The sequence below is a fragment of the Roseivirga echinicomitans genome (assembly GCF_001592935.1).
In the GTDB taxonomy this organism is placed as follows: Bacteria; Bacteroidota; Bacteroidia; order Cytophagales; family Cyclobacteriaceae; genus Roseivirga; species Roseivirga echinicomitans.
Genome location: NZ_LRDB01000004.1, coordinates 81293 through 97252, shown reverse-complemented (window position 1 = coordinate 97252; position 15960 = coordinate 81293). Strand labels below are relative to the sequence as shown.

Below are 15960 nucleotides of genomic sequence, written 5' to 3'. Positions count from 1 at the left end.
CTACCTAAGGCCTCGTCTGTAATAAGACGAGGCTATTTTTTTAATAGAAATTTGAAAATTCACTTTTAGCCTTACCTACCTTTAAATCAATTTCACCGAAGCTTAAGTGCAATTCATCTAAAGTGGATTTCAGAGCCTTTTTATATGCCCTAAGTTTGAGAACATTATCAATCCAAAGCTATGAACAGGATACTCATTATACTCACATTTTTATTCATCTCATTCACCACCAAAGCGCAGTTTGAAAGCGACAAAGCTTGGTTAGTGATTACTGCAGACAACAATCAGTATGGCTCTTTTTTTAAGAAGTCATTTGATGATGCCTTAAGAATCAAGAAACCATCCTTCAGTATCGGAATTGAACATTACCTTTCAAAAAGCTTTAATTTTTCAGGAAAAATAGCGGTAGGTAAAATTACAGACCATAATAATGGCCTTCTGGATTTGAGCAATATGAACAACATACGTGTAAATATTGCTGCTTTAGAAGCTACTGCAATCTTCAAACTCAACAACGGTTTCATATTACCTACAAAATCCAAACTCACTCCTTTTATTGAAGCGGGCTTTGGGATTGCCAATTTTAATGAAGCGGCAGTTGAAAAAGAATCTGGTGCTGGAGTTGTATTTCCATTGGCCGCGGGATTGAAATACCGTTTTACAAAAAACATGCAGTTCATGGTAAAGGTTGCTAATATTGAAAGCAATAAGGTAAGCCATAGAAGGTTCTCGGCAGGTTTCTCTTTCTCTCTAAAAAACAATACCGACACTGATAAGGATGGCATCATAGACAAAGAAGACGCATGTCCCTCTGTTTATGGCCCAATGGAAAACCAAGGCTGCCCATATGAAGATACGGATAAAGATGGTGTAGAAGATCGCTTTGACGCATGCCCATTAATTGCTGGTACAATCAACGGATGTCCTGACATGGATGGAGACAAAGTTCCAGACAAAGATGACAATTGCCCTATGCTAGCTGGTAAAATTGAAATGGAAGGCTGCCCAGATACCGATGGTGACGGTGTGAAAGATTCAGAAGATGCTTGTCCTAACATTGCCGGTACTATTAATGGTTGCCCCGACACTGATAAAGACGGACTGATTGATAAACTGGATAAATGCCCTAACAATGCTGGATCATTGGAAGAAGGTGGTTGCCCAGAAATAAAACTACCGCTCTACCAGGTGTATTTCGACTTTAACAAAGCAGAAATAAATATGCCAACCCAAGCCAAGCTAGATGAGCTGGCTGAACTAATGTCCGAATTAAAAATTTTCAAAGTGGCAATTCATGGCCATACAGATAACATAGGTCAACAGGACAAGAACTACGCCCTATCACAAAAAAGAGCTGAAGCAGTACGTGACTACCTGCTTTCTAAAGGTGTAGATGTAAGTAGGGCCATAGTGATTGGATATGGAGAAGAAAAAGCTTTGGCCAGTAATATTACTAAAGATGGAAGGGCCTTAAACAGAAGGGTCGAGATAAAAATCAAGAAATAAGTGGTTGCTCACTTATTTCCATTCGTCTATAGTTAAGTGCATTTCACCGAAGGAAGCCCGCCCGTTCAACGGCAGCCAAGATAATAATAAGCAATTATTGAGGATATTCGTAGACAAAAGCATCAAACCATTTAATAAAATGACCAAAAAAACCTCCCCTTCTATTCTTTTTATTGAGGACGACATGATTGAAAGAATGAAGTTCAACAGAACTGTTTCTAAACTAGATTATGAAAACAAAATTATAGAAGCCAACAATGGAGAGGAAGCTTTGAAAATTCTAGAAGGCACCGACCTCCTTCCGCAAATCATTCTACTAGACCTCAACATGCCAAGGATAAGTGGAATTGAATTCTTGAAACGTTTAAAAGATGACGACAGGCTCAGGTACATTCCTACTATTGTACTCACTACCTCAAACAATCAAAAAGATCTGCTCGAATGTTACCGAATTGGAATTGCTGGCTATATTTTAAAACCATTGAAATACGATGATTACGTTGATAAAATAGCTAAGTTATTGTCTTATTGGGAAATAAATCAACTCATAACTACATAATATGAAAGGCATAGTATTTACAGAATTCCTCGAAATGGTGGAGAGCAAGTTTGGTCTTGCAACCGTGGATAAAATCATAGAAAGGGCTGAGTTAAAAACAGGTGGTGCATATACTGCAATTGGCACCTATGATTTTAACGAAATGCTTCAACTCATTTTAAACCTAAGCGATGAAGTAGACATCCCTGTTGATGATCTAATTCATGCTTTCGGAGTTCATTTTTTCAACCACTTAAAAAAAGCACACCCCAACATCTTTGAGCTTTATAAATCCCCCATGGACTTCCTCAATTCTGTAGAGGGTCATATTCATGTTCAAGTACGGAAAATATATCCAGGTGCTGAATTACCCACCTTTGAGGTTACTAAGACGAGCCCGAACTCCATGGAAATGATTTACTCTTCTCAGCGTGCACTATATAAATTAGCAGAGGCCTTAATGATGAAAACTTTCGAGCATTTTCATCAAGAATGCACCATTACCTATGAGAAGCTAAACCCAGAAGGAACCAGAGTAAAATTCTATATTATTCATAATGATTGATGAGCAAATAGCCTTATTGGAAAGAGCTTTAGGTCGAGAAAAACTAGCCAGAAAAGAAGCAGAAAAAATTCTTGAGGAAAAGTCCCTTGAGTTGTATGAATTGAACCAAAAACTCAAAATTGCCAATACTACCTCAACTCCCAAACCTACTAAGAAAGAGAATGGCGTTTATTCCAGCTTAGCTGATGCCTACTTAAAAATGGATTTGGCAGGAAATGCGCTAGAAATGAATGAAGCCGCCATTGAACTCTTTGGTTATGATCTTCAAAATGAGTCTTTGAACATTGTAAATCTTATTTACAGAGACGACTTCACCTATGCAATGAATTGCTACAAAGACCTGATTAAAAACGGAGCTTTTACTGATTATGTGGCACGGGTATATACCAAAGAAGGACCCTACAAATTAGTACACATAAATGCCAATTTAGTTTATAATGACAAAAAAGTAGCCATAGCAGCCGAGGGCATTATCCGAGATATTACTGAGGAAAATAAAGCCCGAGTGCTGATAGAAGAACAAAGGGCAGAACTATCAACAATCGTTAACAGTTCACCTTTTGGAATTGTATTGACAGAAAATGGTACAATCATTAAATCGAACAAGGCATTTCAAGACATGATGGGCTTCACTGTCAATGAACTGCAACACATTGACCCTATTGAATTCATTCTCCCTCAGGATGTTTCGAAAATTCAGGAAATACAAGCCCAGATGAACTCTGGTGAGAAAAATCGAATAGATTTCACACAAGAAATTAAAACGAAAAAAGGTGAGCTAATCAAAGTAAGGGTAAATATTACCACCATTTTTGATGACCACGGCAAGCCAAAATATCGACTATCAATTTTAGAAAACATTACGGAAGAAGCGCGTAGGAATGCGCTTATAGAAGACCAAAGGGAACAGCTCGAAGTTATTTTTGACAACTCCCCACTAGGGATTGTATTGTCTGATAATGGGGCGCTTACCAAAGTAAACCAAGCCCTACTAGACTTATTAGGTTACACCCATGAAGAGTCAAAATCGCTTAGATTTGAAGACATAACACATGCCGGTGACTTAGCAGCATCCAAAGGCTTAATGCAAAAAATTCAGAATGGAGAACAGGATACTGTAATTCTTAAAAAAAGGTACATCAAAAAAGACGGCACCACAATTTCTGCAAAATCGAATTTGAGTGTAGTGAGAGATAGCACAGGAAAAATAAAATACCATGTCATCGTAATCGAAGACATTTCGGAACAAGAAAGGGCGGAGCAACAAAAGGAAAACCTTTTAAAAAGGCTAGAAAAAAGCAATAACGAATTACAGGAATATGCCCACGTGGTTTCTCATGACTTAAAATCTCCCCTCCGAAGCATTTCGGCATTGGTCAGTTGGATCAAAGAAGATTGCAACGATATAATGCATGATCAAGGACATCGAAACCTAGATTTGATCGAACTCACAGTGGAAAAGATGGAAAGCCTTATCAATGGAATCCTTACCTATTCCGCCATTGAACGAGCAAAAGACGAAGAAAGGGTTGTTTCAATCGATGAAACCATCGAGAATATAGTCGCCCTACTCTATATCCCAGATCACATCACTGTGACAGTTAACAAACCCCTTCCGAGTATTTATGCAGATCCTACCCGTGTGCAGCAGCTCTTTCAGAACTTAATAGGCAACGCTATCAATTACATCGATAAAGAAGTGGGCACCGTGGAGATAGACTACCAAGACGCTGGCAAGTATTGGATTTATTCCATCAAAGACAATGGAGTGGGTATAGCAAAGGAGTATCACGAAAAGATCTTTGGAATATTTCAATCCCTTAATACTGATCCAAAAAAAGGTTCTACTGGCATTGGCTTATCCATTGTAAAGAAAATAGTGGAGCAATATGAAGGAGAAATATATTTAGAAAGCGAAGAAGGAGTTGGAACTACCTTTTTCCTGAAGTTCAAAAAATAGAAAAACCCAACATGTATATAAAAACAATTGATCCTAAAGTAGTTGCAGAAAGCATCATAAATAACTTCGGTCAACAAACCGTTGTTATTTCGGTTGCCGAACATTCTGCAATTGACATTAATGCCTTGATCGGCTGTTTGGTTGAACATGATATTCCGTTCATTGGGGGAATCTTCCCAAAAGTAATCTCTGGAACAGAAGTGTACGATGAAGGAATGATACTGACAGGCTTTTCTAATGTAGTGGAAACCTATTTGGTGAAGGACTTAAACACGGAATCTTTCAACATCCCAAAAATTGATTTGGAAGAAGATGACAACTACTTCCTATTTACTTTTGCCGATGGTCTCACCTCCTACTTATCCCTTTATTTATCAGAATTGTATACCTCGTATGGTAACAAAGTCTCTTACATTGGAGCTGGAACAGGAAGTTTAAGTCTACTACAGATCCCCTGTGTCTTCGATAAATCAGGAATTCATCAAGATGCGGCAGTTGGTCTTATTGCCAAATCCAAAATTGCCTTGGGTGTAAAGCATGGCTGGAAGAGAATAGCGGGCCCATATGTAGCCACAAAAACAGATAAAAACACAATCCAAGAAATTAACTGGCAGCCCGCTTTTGAGGTGTATAAAAACATCATCAAAGAGCACAGTCAAAAGGAGATCAGTTGTGAAAACTTCCCATCAATTGCTAAAGCATACCCTTTTGGTATTCTAAAAGACAACTCCGAATATGTGGTTCGCGATCCGCTTACCTTAAACGACAAGGGGGAAATTGTTTGTATCGGTGAGGTGATGGAAAACACTGTTCTTGATGTTCTCAATGGAGATAACGAAACATTAATACAAGCTGCTGAAGCTGCTGCATCTCAGGTAATCACTCAGCTCGAATCTCCAAAGCAAGCTTATATCAGTAATTGCATATCACGTATCCTCTTTTTGGAAGACGATTATCATTTAGAACTTAAAGCTATTTCTAAAAAACTGGTAAAAAACAATCAGCCTATTCCGGTAGAGGGGGCACTTACCTTAGGTGAAATATCCTCTTTTGGAGATAGCTATCTTCAGTTATTTAATAAAACAGTGGTTATAGGTTTGTTTGAATAGAAGATATGGTACCCATCAATAAAAACATCATCGATATTCTCCAGCTGTATGAGTTCTCTATGGCCATAGGCAAGTCCTTTAACTATAAGGAGAACTGTGACAGCCTACTCAAGCTGATTATGTCGAGAAAAGACCTGGAAGCCTGTTGGATTTATTCTTATTCAGAGGAACATTGTCGTGTTTCCTACTCCATTCCTACTACACGTACCCCAAAACTTTTAGAGTGCGACAAAGTAATTTTAAAGGATATTCATTATCAAAACAAACACATATCGCACCCAATAACCCAAGACATTCAACTGATAGCGCCACTAAAATTAAAAGGTGGCTCGGTAGCCATATTTAACCTTAAAGACCAAGGCCTCCTATTCCTATACAGTTCAAGAAAGCAAGAATTCTCACAAATTGAACTTAATCAGCTGAGCCCAATTATCGATAAGTTCACCTTGTCCTTACAGGGTGCTCTCATATTTTCTAAAAGAGAAGAACTACTGGTCAGCTTAGAAAAACAAAATCAAGAGTTAAGCGACTATGCCCATATAGTTTCACATGACCTAAAGTCGCCCATCCGAAACATCGAAGCTTTAACCAGCTGGATCAAAGAAGATTATAAATCAGTTATAGATTCATCAGGTATAGAAACCTTCAATCTAATTGGTGACAACCTTGAAAAAATGGACAACCTGATTGATGGTATTCTGAGGTATTCTACCATAGATAAAACAGTTGATGAGAAGCACCCCATCAACCTCAATGACTTGGTGGCAAAAACAATCGAAACTATTGTATTACCAGAGCATTCGGTAGTCAAAATCATATGTGATCTACCCGTGATCAATGGTGACGCCTTTAGGCTGCAACAGCTATTTCAAAACTTGATTGAAAATGCTCTAAAATACAATGATAAGCCTGCCCCATTGGTTGAAATTGGTTCGCGAGAAATTGAAGATGGATTTGAGTTTTTTGTAAGGGACAACGGAAAAGGAATTGACAAGACTCACTATGACAAGATTTTTCAAGTGTTTCAAAGCTTAGACGAAGACCAAAAATCGACAGGAATTGGGCTTTCGGTAGTAAAGAAAATCGTAAGCTACTATGCTGGAGACATTTGGTTAGAATCTAAATTAAATGAAGGAACCACATTTTACTTTACATTAAAAAACGATGCCTAAACCTAACTTCAACTATATTAAGCAACTCTCGAATGGTGATTTAGCTTTTGAGAACAAACTTTTGGAAGTTTTAGCCAGAGAATTACCCATTGAAATCAAGGAATTTGAAAACAATATCACCTCAGGTAAATTGACTGATGCGGCTAGTAACGTTCATAAGCTCAAACATAAAATTAGCCTGCTCGGAATGCAGGAAAGCTACTTGATAGCACAAGACTTTGAGGAAAACTTAAAAAATAATCGCACAGACTTACACAAGGTTTTCGTTCAAATTCTAAAAAAAATGATTACTTTTTTAAATCACATTGAGAACCACCGAATATGACCTGTATTATTATTGATGACGAAGAGACATCCAGAGTGATTCTGAATCAGCTTTGTTCTGAAGTTCCTGACTTAGATATGATCGAGCAATTTTCGAATGCCATGAGTGCAATCAAATTCTTGAACAAAAACGATATTGACCTCATATTCTTGGATATACACATGCCTGATTTTTCTGGATTCGATTTTATTCAAACCCTAAAAAACCCTCCAAGAATTATCCTTACCACTTCAGATCAAAGCCTAGCCCTTACCGCATTTGAATATGACAGTGTAATCGACTATTTGGTAAAACCAATTGAAAGACCCCGCTTTGAGAAGGCAATAGTAAAAGCCAAATCATTTGTTGCCGCCCCCAAAGCTGTTGCTTCGACAGAAAGTTCAAACAATGAAAAGCAGGGTGATTCGGCAAAAACCTTGTATGTCAATATTGACCGAACTTTGATCAAAATCGAAACGGATTCCATCAACGTCATAAAGGCTGAAGGAGACTATATATTGATTAAAACTCATGAAAAAGAATATAAAGTGCATTCAACTTTGAAGAAGATTGTGGACAAGCTACCGAATGATCCTTTCTTCCATGTGCATAGATCTTACATCATTAATCTTTCACGAATTGTCGACATTGAAGACAACACCATTCTAATTGAGAAAAATGTGATTCCAATCAGTAGGTCTAAGAGACCAGAATTAATGAGAAGACTCAACTTACTCTAAAGCGCTTATTAACTAATAAAATATTCATCAAGCTTCTGTCCAATTCATTTGTTCAGAAGCTTTTTTAATTCCCCCTAGCCTACCCAATACTTCTAGGCTTATGGAAACTAAAAGCCAATAATACTCCAAAGCCTTTGTCCTGCATTTCACCGACACTCCCCTGCCATTGGCCTTAAAACAAAGAATTCACCCGCCTCATTGCCCTAAGTTTGAATCATAATTAATCAAACAAATATTCATTTATAAAAAACAAACATTATGAAAAAGTCAAACTTAGTAATTGCATTTGCACTAACATTATTCTCTCAAGGCCTGATGGCTCAGGACAACAATGACACAAACATTGCTTCACACCAATTGGAGGTTAACGTTCCCGAAGTGGCAATCCTCGATATTTTTGATGCCAACACCGGAGCAGAAGTGGGGCCCCTTTTGATAGACATGACCAACGTATCGCTTGTTGGAACAAATGCCGAAGCCGGTCTTTACGCTTTTCAAGAGTTGAGTTATAGAAACATATTTTTGAATTACACAAGCGTAGTTGGACAAGCTGCCTCAGGCTTCGATGTTACAAGACAAATCGATGTTCAATTCGAAAACGGAAGTACATTCCCTGCCAGCATGGACCTCAGAATTACTCCTGAAACTCCAGTGATCATTGCCAACGGTGGTGATGCTAATTCTGCTGGTTCTGTAGTAGCGGGTGGTGTAGCGCTAGGTGCCTCTACTCCAATTGGAACTGACGCTTTGCTAGTAAGCAGCATTGAAAGTGTTTACACCGGAGACCAAAACTATGGTGTTAAATTAACTTATACTTTAGAGCAAAACGGAAACTTCTCAGCTTACAAAGCGGGCCTTTATTTTGCGACTATCAAATACACACTTTCCGATCTATAAAAAGACTAACATCCTCTTCAAGGCCTCATGACTTAACTGTTGTGAGGCCTTTTTTCTGCGCAACAGTCTCTTATCTACTTCTAAGAGAATCCTGTAACCCAAACCATAGCCTCAGGAGTCTTAACCCTTCGGGATTCAAGTGTTTTGGCCTACGACAATCAGGACACTTATTCTCAGCCAAAGCACTTTGCTTAAAAGCCAATAATATTCCAAAGCCTCATACCTACATTTCACCGACACTCCCCTGTCATTGGCCTTAAAACAAAGAATCCACTGGCCACATTGCCCTAAGTTTGAATCATAATTAATCAAACAAACATTCATTTATAAAAAACACACATTATGAAAAAATCAAATTTAGTAATTGCACTTGCCCTAACACTGTTCTCTCAAGGTCTAATGGCTCAGGACAACAATGACACCAAGATTGCTTCACACCAATTGGAGGTTAACGTTCCCGAAGTGGCGATCATCGATATTTTTGATGCCAACACTGGCACTGAAGCTGGACCAATTATGATGGACATGTCAAACGTAACCCTTGTAGGTACAAATGCTGAAGCTGGTCTTTATGCTTTTCAAGACATGAGTTATGGAAACATGTTCTTGAATTACACTAGTGTAGTTGGACAGGCTGCTTCTGGTTTTGATGTTACGAGACAAATTGATGTCCAATTCGAAAACGGAAGCACTTTCCCTGGTAGCCTTGATCTTAGAATTACTCCACAGACTCCAGTAATCATTGCAAATGGTGGTGACGCCAATTCAGCAGGATCTGTTGTAACTGCCGGTGTTGCTTTGGGCACTTCTACTCCAATTGGAACTGACGCTTTATTGGTAAGCAGCATTGAAAGTGTTTACACTGGTGACCAAAACTATGGTGTGAAACTAACTTACACTTTAGAGCAAAACGGAAACTTCTCTGGTTACAAAGCTGGTCTTTACCAAGCGACTATCAGATACACACTTTCTGATTTGTAAGAACTAAAAATACGCTCTACTCAAGGCCTCATGACTTAACTGTTGTGAGGCTTTTTGTCTGATTAATAACCATATACGCTTCAAAAAAGGCTTTTACATGCCAAAAGTGTTCAAAGGATGTTTAACACAATTCATCTACACAAAACTGCCATTGATCGTCAATGCTCAATAATAGTCTGCCCACTGTCCCACATTTGATCATTAGTTAATCATTCTAACTTCAAAAGAATAAAACATGGAAACACTCACAGTAGAAACAAACGATAAAGCGGGCAATCAGAATTTACTGAATTGCCAGTTGTCATTGCAAGGAGCTACTGAGCACCCAATGAATTCTTTGGCACGAAATAAGAATACTGAAGACCTATCAGCCATGGATCAACAACTGGCCAGTAAAGTCATTCAAAGAATGTCTGCCTTACAAAACATGGCCAAAACTGGTTGTTGGGAAGTAAAGTACGCATTGAATGGAGAATTCATCAGCGATTCAGTTGAATGGTCCGATCAAGTATTTAGAATCTACGGTTATGAGCCAGGCGAGGTTAAACCTAATATTGATTTTTTCTATGCCCATGTTCATCCAGAAGATTTGGATCAGATGACTCTAGCAATAGCTGAGGGCTTGGAGACTAAACAATGTTTTAATGTTGGTCACCGAGTAGTTTGCAAGTCTGGAGAAGTAAAGTACGTAAACCAGCATGGCGAATTCATATATGGTCAGGAAGGCACTCCTATTGGAATGATAGGCATCACACAAGACTTAAGCGAAAAGAAAGAAAGCTTCAAAAAACTTCAACAGGCGCAAGCCAATTTTAGAAACATTCTAGAAAACACAGACACTGGTTATGTGCTAATCAACAAGGAGTTTAACATTGTAAGCTTCAACGATCAAGCCAATGAATTTATAGTTTCGGCTTCAGACAACTCGATTAAAGTCGGGGCCAGCTATTTTGACCTTATCCCAGCCACTAGAGTCTCGATAGTAAAGGAGGCTATCGAAGAAATAATGGCCACACAAAAACCTTTGAGCTACGAAACACATTTCCCGCTTAAGGATGGTACTGACAGATGGTTAAAACTCAGAATGTTTCCAATCATCAATAGTGACCAAGTAGTTACCGGGATTACGATAGCCGCAGACGACATTACCGAACAGAGAAAATGGATGCTTGAAAAAGAAGCCATGACCAATAGCCTTATTCAACGAAATAAAGCATTGGAGCAGTTCGCATTTATTGTGTCACATAACTTAAGAGCTCCTTTAACCAACATTATTGGGCTTTCGACCCTAATTCCAGAATTAGATCCCACAATGGAGGGTTATGATCAATACCTAAAGGGCTTAAAGAAATCTGCCGATAATTTAGACAGTGTGGTATTGGACCTTAATTCAATTCTGAAAATCAAAACTGATCAAGATGAAGGAAAGGTAGAAATGTCATTCACCAGTTTACTAGAAGACACCAAAGCAAACCTTTCTAATGTTGAAGCCAAGCAGACTGAATTTATAGATGGAGACTTCGCTGAGGTAGATAAAATCACTACCATAAAGCCATACATGGTGAGCATATTCACCAACCTATTGACCAATAGTATTAAGTACAAAAAACCAGGTGAAGCTTTAAAATTATCAATAAGGTCTTCCATAAAAAAGGGGAACATAGTACTAGAATTTAAGGACAACGGACGAGGGATAGATATGGAAAAGCATGGAGAGCACATCTTCAGTTTATACAAAAGATTCCATCAAGACGTGGAAGGCAGAGGCATTGGCCTATATATGATTAACGCTCAAATAGAAGCCATGGGAGGCTCGATAGAGATTGATAGTGCACCCAATATGGGAACCACTTTTACCATCAGCCTACCTCAATAATCACTATTAAAATCAAACATTATGGAAATCAAGAACACTTTTATCACCATAGATGACGACCCAGTAAACAACTTACTTTCAAAAATCATTATTTCGAAAGTAATTGACGGAGCAGTAGTAAGTGAATTCAACTTTGCGCAAGACGCTTTAGACTTCATATCGAATCAAGCTGAACTTCCCGCTAAAACCACACTTCTATTGGATATTAATATGCCCGAAATGAGCGGGTGGGAATTTCTAGACGCCTTCGCCACATTTAGCCAGGAAGTGAAAGATAAGTTTGAGATCTACATGCTCTCTTCCTCGGTAGATGATACAGACATCAATAAATCTAAGGCCCATACCGATGTAACAGGTTATATCAGTAAGCCCTTGACCATGGGAAAACTGGATGTGCTATTCAATAAAGCGAAGGCGGCATAAACGTACACCGTATAACATCCACCATCAATGCATCGGTGGTGTGTAAAGCCCCTTCCCCATTCAGCGCACCTTTCAATAACATGAAAGGCAAAATGGTTTAAAGACCAACATAAAACACCCCCTTCGAGAGTCCCCAAAACCTCGAGCAAAGCTTAAAAGATGCATTCTCGCATTTTACCGACACCAATCTCCCATTGACCGACACTTGGCGTTTTTTACAGCTCAGAAGCTGCAATTTTGGTTCATAAACAATAACACAGAACTAGAAAAACATGAAAAAGCTACTTACAATATTCGCAATACTTTTATTCAGCAGTCAGCTAGCAACAGCCAGTGTAACAGTAATTAATGGTTTGACCCATTTCTACACTGGTAACTCTGGCGACATCATTTCTGGCGAAGTGATCCTTTTCAATTCATCAGCCATCGATCAAAGAGTTACATTCTCTATTAACGAAGCGCTCTTTTCTTGTGATGCCAATAGAAAGTTTACTGAAAAAGCTCCTCACGCACAGTCTTCAAGCGATTGGTTTGAAAGCGAGGTAATGGAAAAGGTGTTAGCGCCAAACGAAAAATACACCTATCGCTATACCATCAGAATCCCAGCCAACCAAACACTAAAAGGTTCATACTGGAGCGTATTGATGGTCTATGTAGAAAACCCAGTGAAGAAAGAAAGATTAACTAACAACATCGGCCTCGACACCAAAGTAAGGTATGCAATTGGCCTATTGACTCACGTAAATGGTTTTGATGATGTAAACATTGACTTTTCAAAAGTGAACTTCAACCAAACTGAAGACACTCCTAAAAAATTAGAAATCAATGTTAAAAACGATGGTGCCTTTATAGAAGGTGTGCTTTTAACACTAGAAGTTTATGATGCTGCAGGAAACAAAGTGTCAGTTTTTGAAACGGATCGAAACATGGTTTTCCCAGGTGTTTGCAAAACATATGTAGTGGATATTTCCTCTCTACCTCCTGGCGATTACAAATGTCTACTGCTGGCTGAAGCCCGCGAAGACTATACAGGAACCAACTTGGCCTTAAACTTAAAATAAGACCAGTCCAAAAATCAACTCCAATTTAAAGACACTACAGTCATGTTCAACACTCATAACCCATTCAATATGTATTCTTCAAATGATCTAAAAAACACTTTGGGTGAAGCCTCAGAACGCGTGACAAGAGTGCTCTTTATAATGGCTTTATTGATAAGCTCTTTACAAGGCATGGCCCAGTCTAAATTTCAAGCCAAGGCAATGCACAAAACAGAAGCTTATAAGGCAGGAACTCGTCATACTTTGGCTTTCGAAATCACCAACCTAACCAGTGCCACTTCAAGCCTAAGTTCAAAATTAGAATTACCTGCCAACTGGAATGTAATAACACAACCTTCAGTAGTACAACTTAAAAGTCAGGAAAAGAGCTTCATACTATACAGCTTTTCTATTCCAACAAACGAAGTACCTGGATTGAAAAAAGCATACTTAGAGTTATTTAACGAAGATTTATCGGATTCGGAAAGAACAGAAATTGACTTTAAAGTAGGTGTAAATCACGACATACAAGTAACAAGCTTAACCACTCCACAATACACTCAAGCAGGCGAATTGATCGAGGTTTCTTTCGAAATCAAGAACAAGGGTAATGTGAATGAAAAAATAGAGCTTTCTTCTAGAAACAATATAGAGGGTGACCTAATACGTGAAATCCCTGCTAATTCATCTATAGTAATCAAGGTGAACCAAAAAACAAACGCCAAAACTTATGCGGTGCAGTCCTTACTTTCTGATTTGAAAGTATTGAATAAAGCCACTGAAGTTTCTAAAACAGCCTATGCTACTACTAAGGTATTCCCTACTAAAATAGCGAAGCAAGATGCCTACTTAAGGTACCCAATGGAAGCCAGTCTTTACTACAATAATTATTCAAACAAGAATGTAGGTTTTAGTAGTGCCTATGTAGAATTAAGAGGAAATGGTTTTCTGGATCAAAAGCAAAATCATTACTTAAACTTCATTGTCCGTGGCCCTAATCAAAATCATTTAAGCCGTTTTGGAATCAACGATCAGTACAGCCTGATATACCGCAACCGCAAAAACACAACTGTTTTTATTGGAGATCATGTTTTCAACATCAACCAGTTAGGCTTACTAGGAAGATTTGGTTTTGGAGCCCGTATAGATCAGAAAGTTAACAACTGGGTATTAAGTGCCTTTTACACCAAGCCAAGATTAGTATTCAACACAAAAGAGCCAATCTTCGGTGGTAAAGCAGTGTATAATGCTTCTGAATTCTTAAAACTAGGATTGTCTTTTTCAAGCTCTAAAGAAGTGCCTCAGTATTACAACCAGCAAGTGGCCAATACTGCCGAAGGCAATGGTACAATAGCCGTATTTGAAGCGGACTACCAGGATAGTAAAACTCAAGTACGCATGGAATTGGCCACAAGCATGAACAGTGAAACTATGGATTACGCTACTGATGTAGCCATATCTCATAAAATGGGAAACCTTTTTTACAATGGAAGCACCACCATGGCTGGCGAAAACTACTTCGGTACCTTGAACAATAGCTTAAGGTATGCTAACTCATTAAGCTACAACTTATCAAAATGGAGTTTGGGTGTTGGACAGGGTTATTCTAAAGTGCACGAAAGAGTTGACACTACCCTTTATGGTGTGCGTCCTACCTTCGAGAACTACTATGCTTCTGCCGGTTACCGAATCAACAGCAAACACTTTGTGAACTTACGTGCAGTACAAAGAATGAGAAAAGATGAAAGCGAACGTCAAAGCTTCGATTACAGAGAAAAAGGAATTGATTATAGATACAAGTACACTGGAAACTATTTAACCGTGAATTTCAACGGTAGAATTGCGAAAACGCAGAACTTAATAAGCGACAACATGCAAGCGAGAGATACTTACGGTGAGTTTTTAAATGTAAATTATAAGGCCACTTCTAAATTATCGCTACGTACTAACGTAAGTCATAACCGCACAAACAGGTATAACATTAACAATAGTGTATCTGATTACTACCTTTTTGGAGGAGCGTTTAACTACAGAGCAAGCAGAGATTTAAGATTTGGAGCGAGTTACAACAGCGGTTTTAGCCCTGAAGAAAGCTACAGAAAAAGAGACTTTATTAATGCCAACGTATTGGCAAGTATTGGAAAGCATCACCAAATTGAAGCCAGGGTAAACTATTACATGAACCCTAACTCGGAAACACAAAAAGAGCTTTTTGCTTTTGTTAAGTACACTTTTAGGTTTGGTGCGCCACTTAAAAAGACACTTAAGCAAGGTGGAGTTAAAGGATTCATTAAGTCAAATGACCCTTCGATAAACCTTAAGGGTATTCAAGTAGTAGCTGCTGGAAATTCAGTAAGATCGAGTTCAAAAGGTGAGTTTGAATTGAACAACCTTCCTGTTGGGCTTAACTACCTACTGATCGATGAGTCTACACTGCCATTAGGAGTTGTAGCATTGGCACAGAAACCAATTGAGGTAAATGTTGCAGAGAAAATTACAACTGCGATCAACATCACCCTTGTTAAGGCCAAGCAATTGAAAGGAAAGTTGGTAGTAACCAATGCCAATCAAGAATATCAATTGGATGGTTATCTTAAACTAGAAAACAACAACTTCACTTACTATATTGAATCTGATAAAGCTGGAAACTTTAAATTTTCAAAAATTGTACCCGGTACATACAAACTATCATTAGTAAGACTAACGTCTGAAGGTACACTAGAAGCGGTATCTAAAGAGCTAACCATACAAACGACAAACGATGAATTGACAAATGTAGAATTTGCTTTGAAAGCGAAGGAACGTAACATCAAATTCAAGAGTAACAACTTTAAAATTGGAAACTAATC

Annotated in this window: 14 protein-coding genes; all 14 read left to right on the top strand. The window is 38.4% G+C overall.

The window, feature by feature from the left end; genetic code table 11:
* Positions 1-180: 180 nt before the first annotated feature.
* The 14 genes from AWN68_RS06485 to AWN68_RS06420 all read left to right on the top strand — a co-directional run bounded on the left by AWN68_RS06485 (position 181) and on the right by AWN68_RS06420 (position 15958).
* Complete coding sequence (locus AWN68_RS06485; protein WP_068413005.1) at positions 181-1506, top strand: OmpA family protein; 1326 nt, start codon at positions 181-183, stop codon at positions 1504-1506.
* A gap of 139 nt (positions 1507-1645) precedes the next feature.
* Positions 1646-2065, top strand: a complete 420-nt coding sequence (locus AWN68_RS06480) for a response regulator (RefSeq protein ID WP_068413002.1) — start codon at positions 1646-1648, stop codon at positions 2063-2065.
* Between the two features lies 1 nt (position 2066).
* Complete coding sequence (locus tag AWN68_RS06475) at positions 2067-2609, top strand: heme NO-binding domain-containing protein (protein WP_068413000.1); 543 nt, start codon at positions 2067-2069, stop codon at positions 2607-2609.
* On the top strand, positions 2602-4569 hold the full coding sequence (locus tag AWN68_RS06470) for a PAS domain-containing sensor histidine kinase (RefSeq protein ID WP_068412997.1): 1968 nt from the start codon (positions 2602-2604) through the stop codon (positions 4567-4569). The genes AWN68_RS06475 and AWN68_RS06470 overlap by 8 nt, the downstream gene beginning before the upstream one ends.
* A gap of 11 nt (positions 4570-4580) precedes the next feature.
* Positions 4581-5678 (top strand): FIST signal transduction protein, encoded by a 1098-nt coding sequence (locus AWN68_RS06465; RefSeq protein WP_068412995.1) that lies wholly within the window; start codon positions 4581-4583, stop codon positions 5676-5678.
* A 5-nt stretch (positions 5679-5683) separates the two neighbouring features.
* Positions 5684-6850: an ATP-binding protein gene (locus tag AWN68_RS06460; RefSeq protein WP_068412992.1), complete on the top strand. Its 1167-nt coding sequence runs from the start codon at positions 5684-5686 to the stop codon at positions 6848-6850.
* The gene (locus AWN68_RS06455) at positions 6843-7175 is read left to right on the top strand and encodes an Hpt domain-containing protein (RefSeq protein WP_068412989.1); all 333 of its coding nucleotides are present in this window, start codon (positions 6843-6845) and stop codon (positions 7173-7175) included. The genes AWN68_RS06460 and AWN68_RS06455 overlap by 8 nt, the downstream gene beginning before the upstream one ends.
* Positions 7172-7894, top strand: a complete 723-nt coding sequence (locus AWN68_RS06450; protein WP_068412987.1) for a LytR/AlgR family response regulator transcription factor — start codon at positions 7172-7174, stop codon at positions 7892-7894. Before AWN68_RS06455 ends, AWN68_RS06450 begins: the two co-directional genes overlap by 4 nt.
* A 258-nt stretch (positions 7895-8152) precedes the next feature.
* Entirely contained in the window at positions 8153-8791 is a 639-nt protein-coding gene (locus tag AWN68_RS06445; protein WP_068412984.1) for a hypothetical protein, read from the top strand.
* 342 nt (positions 8792-9133) lie between these two features.
* Positions 9134-9772, top strand: coding sequence for a hypothetical protein (locus tag AWN68_RS06440; protein ID WP_068412981.1), 639 nt, complete (start codon positions 9134-9136; stop codon positions 9770-9772).
* 235 nt (positions 9773-10007) lie between these two features.
* A complete protein-coding gene (locus AWN68_RS06435) occupies positions 10008-11648 on the top strand; it encodes a PAS domain-containing sensor histidine kinase (RefSeq protein ID WP_068412978.1) in 1641 nt (546 codons plus the stop codon).
* A 21-nt stretch (positions 11649-11669) separates the two neighbouring features.
* Positions 11670-12071, top strand: a complete 402-nt coding sequence (locus AWN68_RS06430; protein ID WP_068412975.1) for a response regulator — start codon at positions 11670-11672, stop codon at positions 12069-12071.
* 272 nt (positions 12072-12343) lie between these two features.
* Positions 12344-13132, top strand: coding sequence for a hypothetical protein (locus tag AWN68_RS06425; protein ID WP_068412972.1), 789 nt, complete (start codon positions 12344-12346; stop codon positions 13130-13132).
* Between the two features lie 42 nt (positions 13133-13174).
* Positions 13175-15958 (top strand): porin family protein, encoded by a 2784-nt coding sequence (locus AWN68_RS06420; protein WP_068412969.1) that lies wholly within the window; start codon positions 13175-13177, stop codon positions 15956-15958.
* Positions 15959-15960: the final 2 nt, after the last annotated feature.

Coding starts and splice junctions, on each gene's coding strand:
- AWN68_RS06485 (WP_068413005.1), top strand. CDS start 181: ATGAACAGGATACTCATTATACTCACATTTTTATTCATCTCATTCACC.
- AWN68_RS06480 (WP_068413002.1), top strand. CDS start 1,646: ATGACCAAAAAAACCTCCCCTTCTATTCTTTTTATTGAGGACGACATG.
- AWN68_RS06475 (WP_068413000.1), top strand. CDS start 2,067: ATGAAAGGCATAGTATTTACAGAATTCCTCGAAATGGTGGAGAGCAAG.
- AWN68_RS06470 (WP_068412997.1), top strand. CDS start 2,602: ATGATTGATGAGCAAATAGCCTTATTGGAAAGAGCTTTAGGTCGAGAA.
- AWN68_RS06465 (WP_068412995.1), top strand. CDS start 4,581: ATGTATATAAAAACAATTGATCCTAAAGTAGTTGCAGAAAGCATCATA.
- AWN68_RS06460 (WP_068412992.1), top strand. CDS start 5,684: ATGGTACCCATCAATAAAAACATCATCGATATTCTCCAGCTGTATGAG.
- AWN68_RS06455 (WP_068412989.1), top strand. CDS start 6,843: ATGCCTAAACCTAACTTCAACTATATTAAGCAACTCTCGAATGGTGAT.
- AWN68_RS06450 (WP_068412987.1), top strand. CDS start 7,172: ATGACCTGTATTATTATTGATGACGAAGAGACATCCAGAGTGATTCTG.
- AWN68_RS06445 (WP_068412984.1), top strand. CDS start 8,153: ATGAAAAAGTCAAACTTAGTAATTGCATTTGCACTAACATTATTCTCT.
- AWN68_RS06440 (WP_068412981.1), top strand. CDS start 9,134: ATGAAAAAATCAAATTTAGTAATTGCACTTGCCCTAACACTGTTCTCT.
- AWN68_RS06435 (WP_068412978.1), top strand. CDS start 10,008: ATGGAAACACTCACAGTAGAAACAAACGATAAAGCGGGCAATCAGAAT.
- AWN68_RS06430 (WP_068412975.1), top strand. CDS start 11,670: ATGGAAATCAAGAACACTTTTATCACCATAGATGACGACCCAGTAAAC.
- AWN68_RS06425 (WP_068412972.1), top strand. CDS start 12,344: ATGAAAAAGCTACTTACAATATTCGCAATACTTTTATTCAGCAGTCAG.
- AWN68_RS06420 (WP_068412969.1), top strand. CDS start 13,175: ATGTTCAACACTCATAACCCATTCAATATGTATTCTTCAAATGATCTA.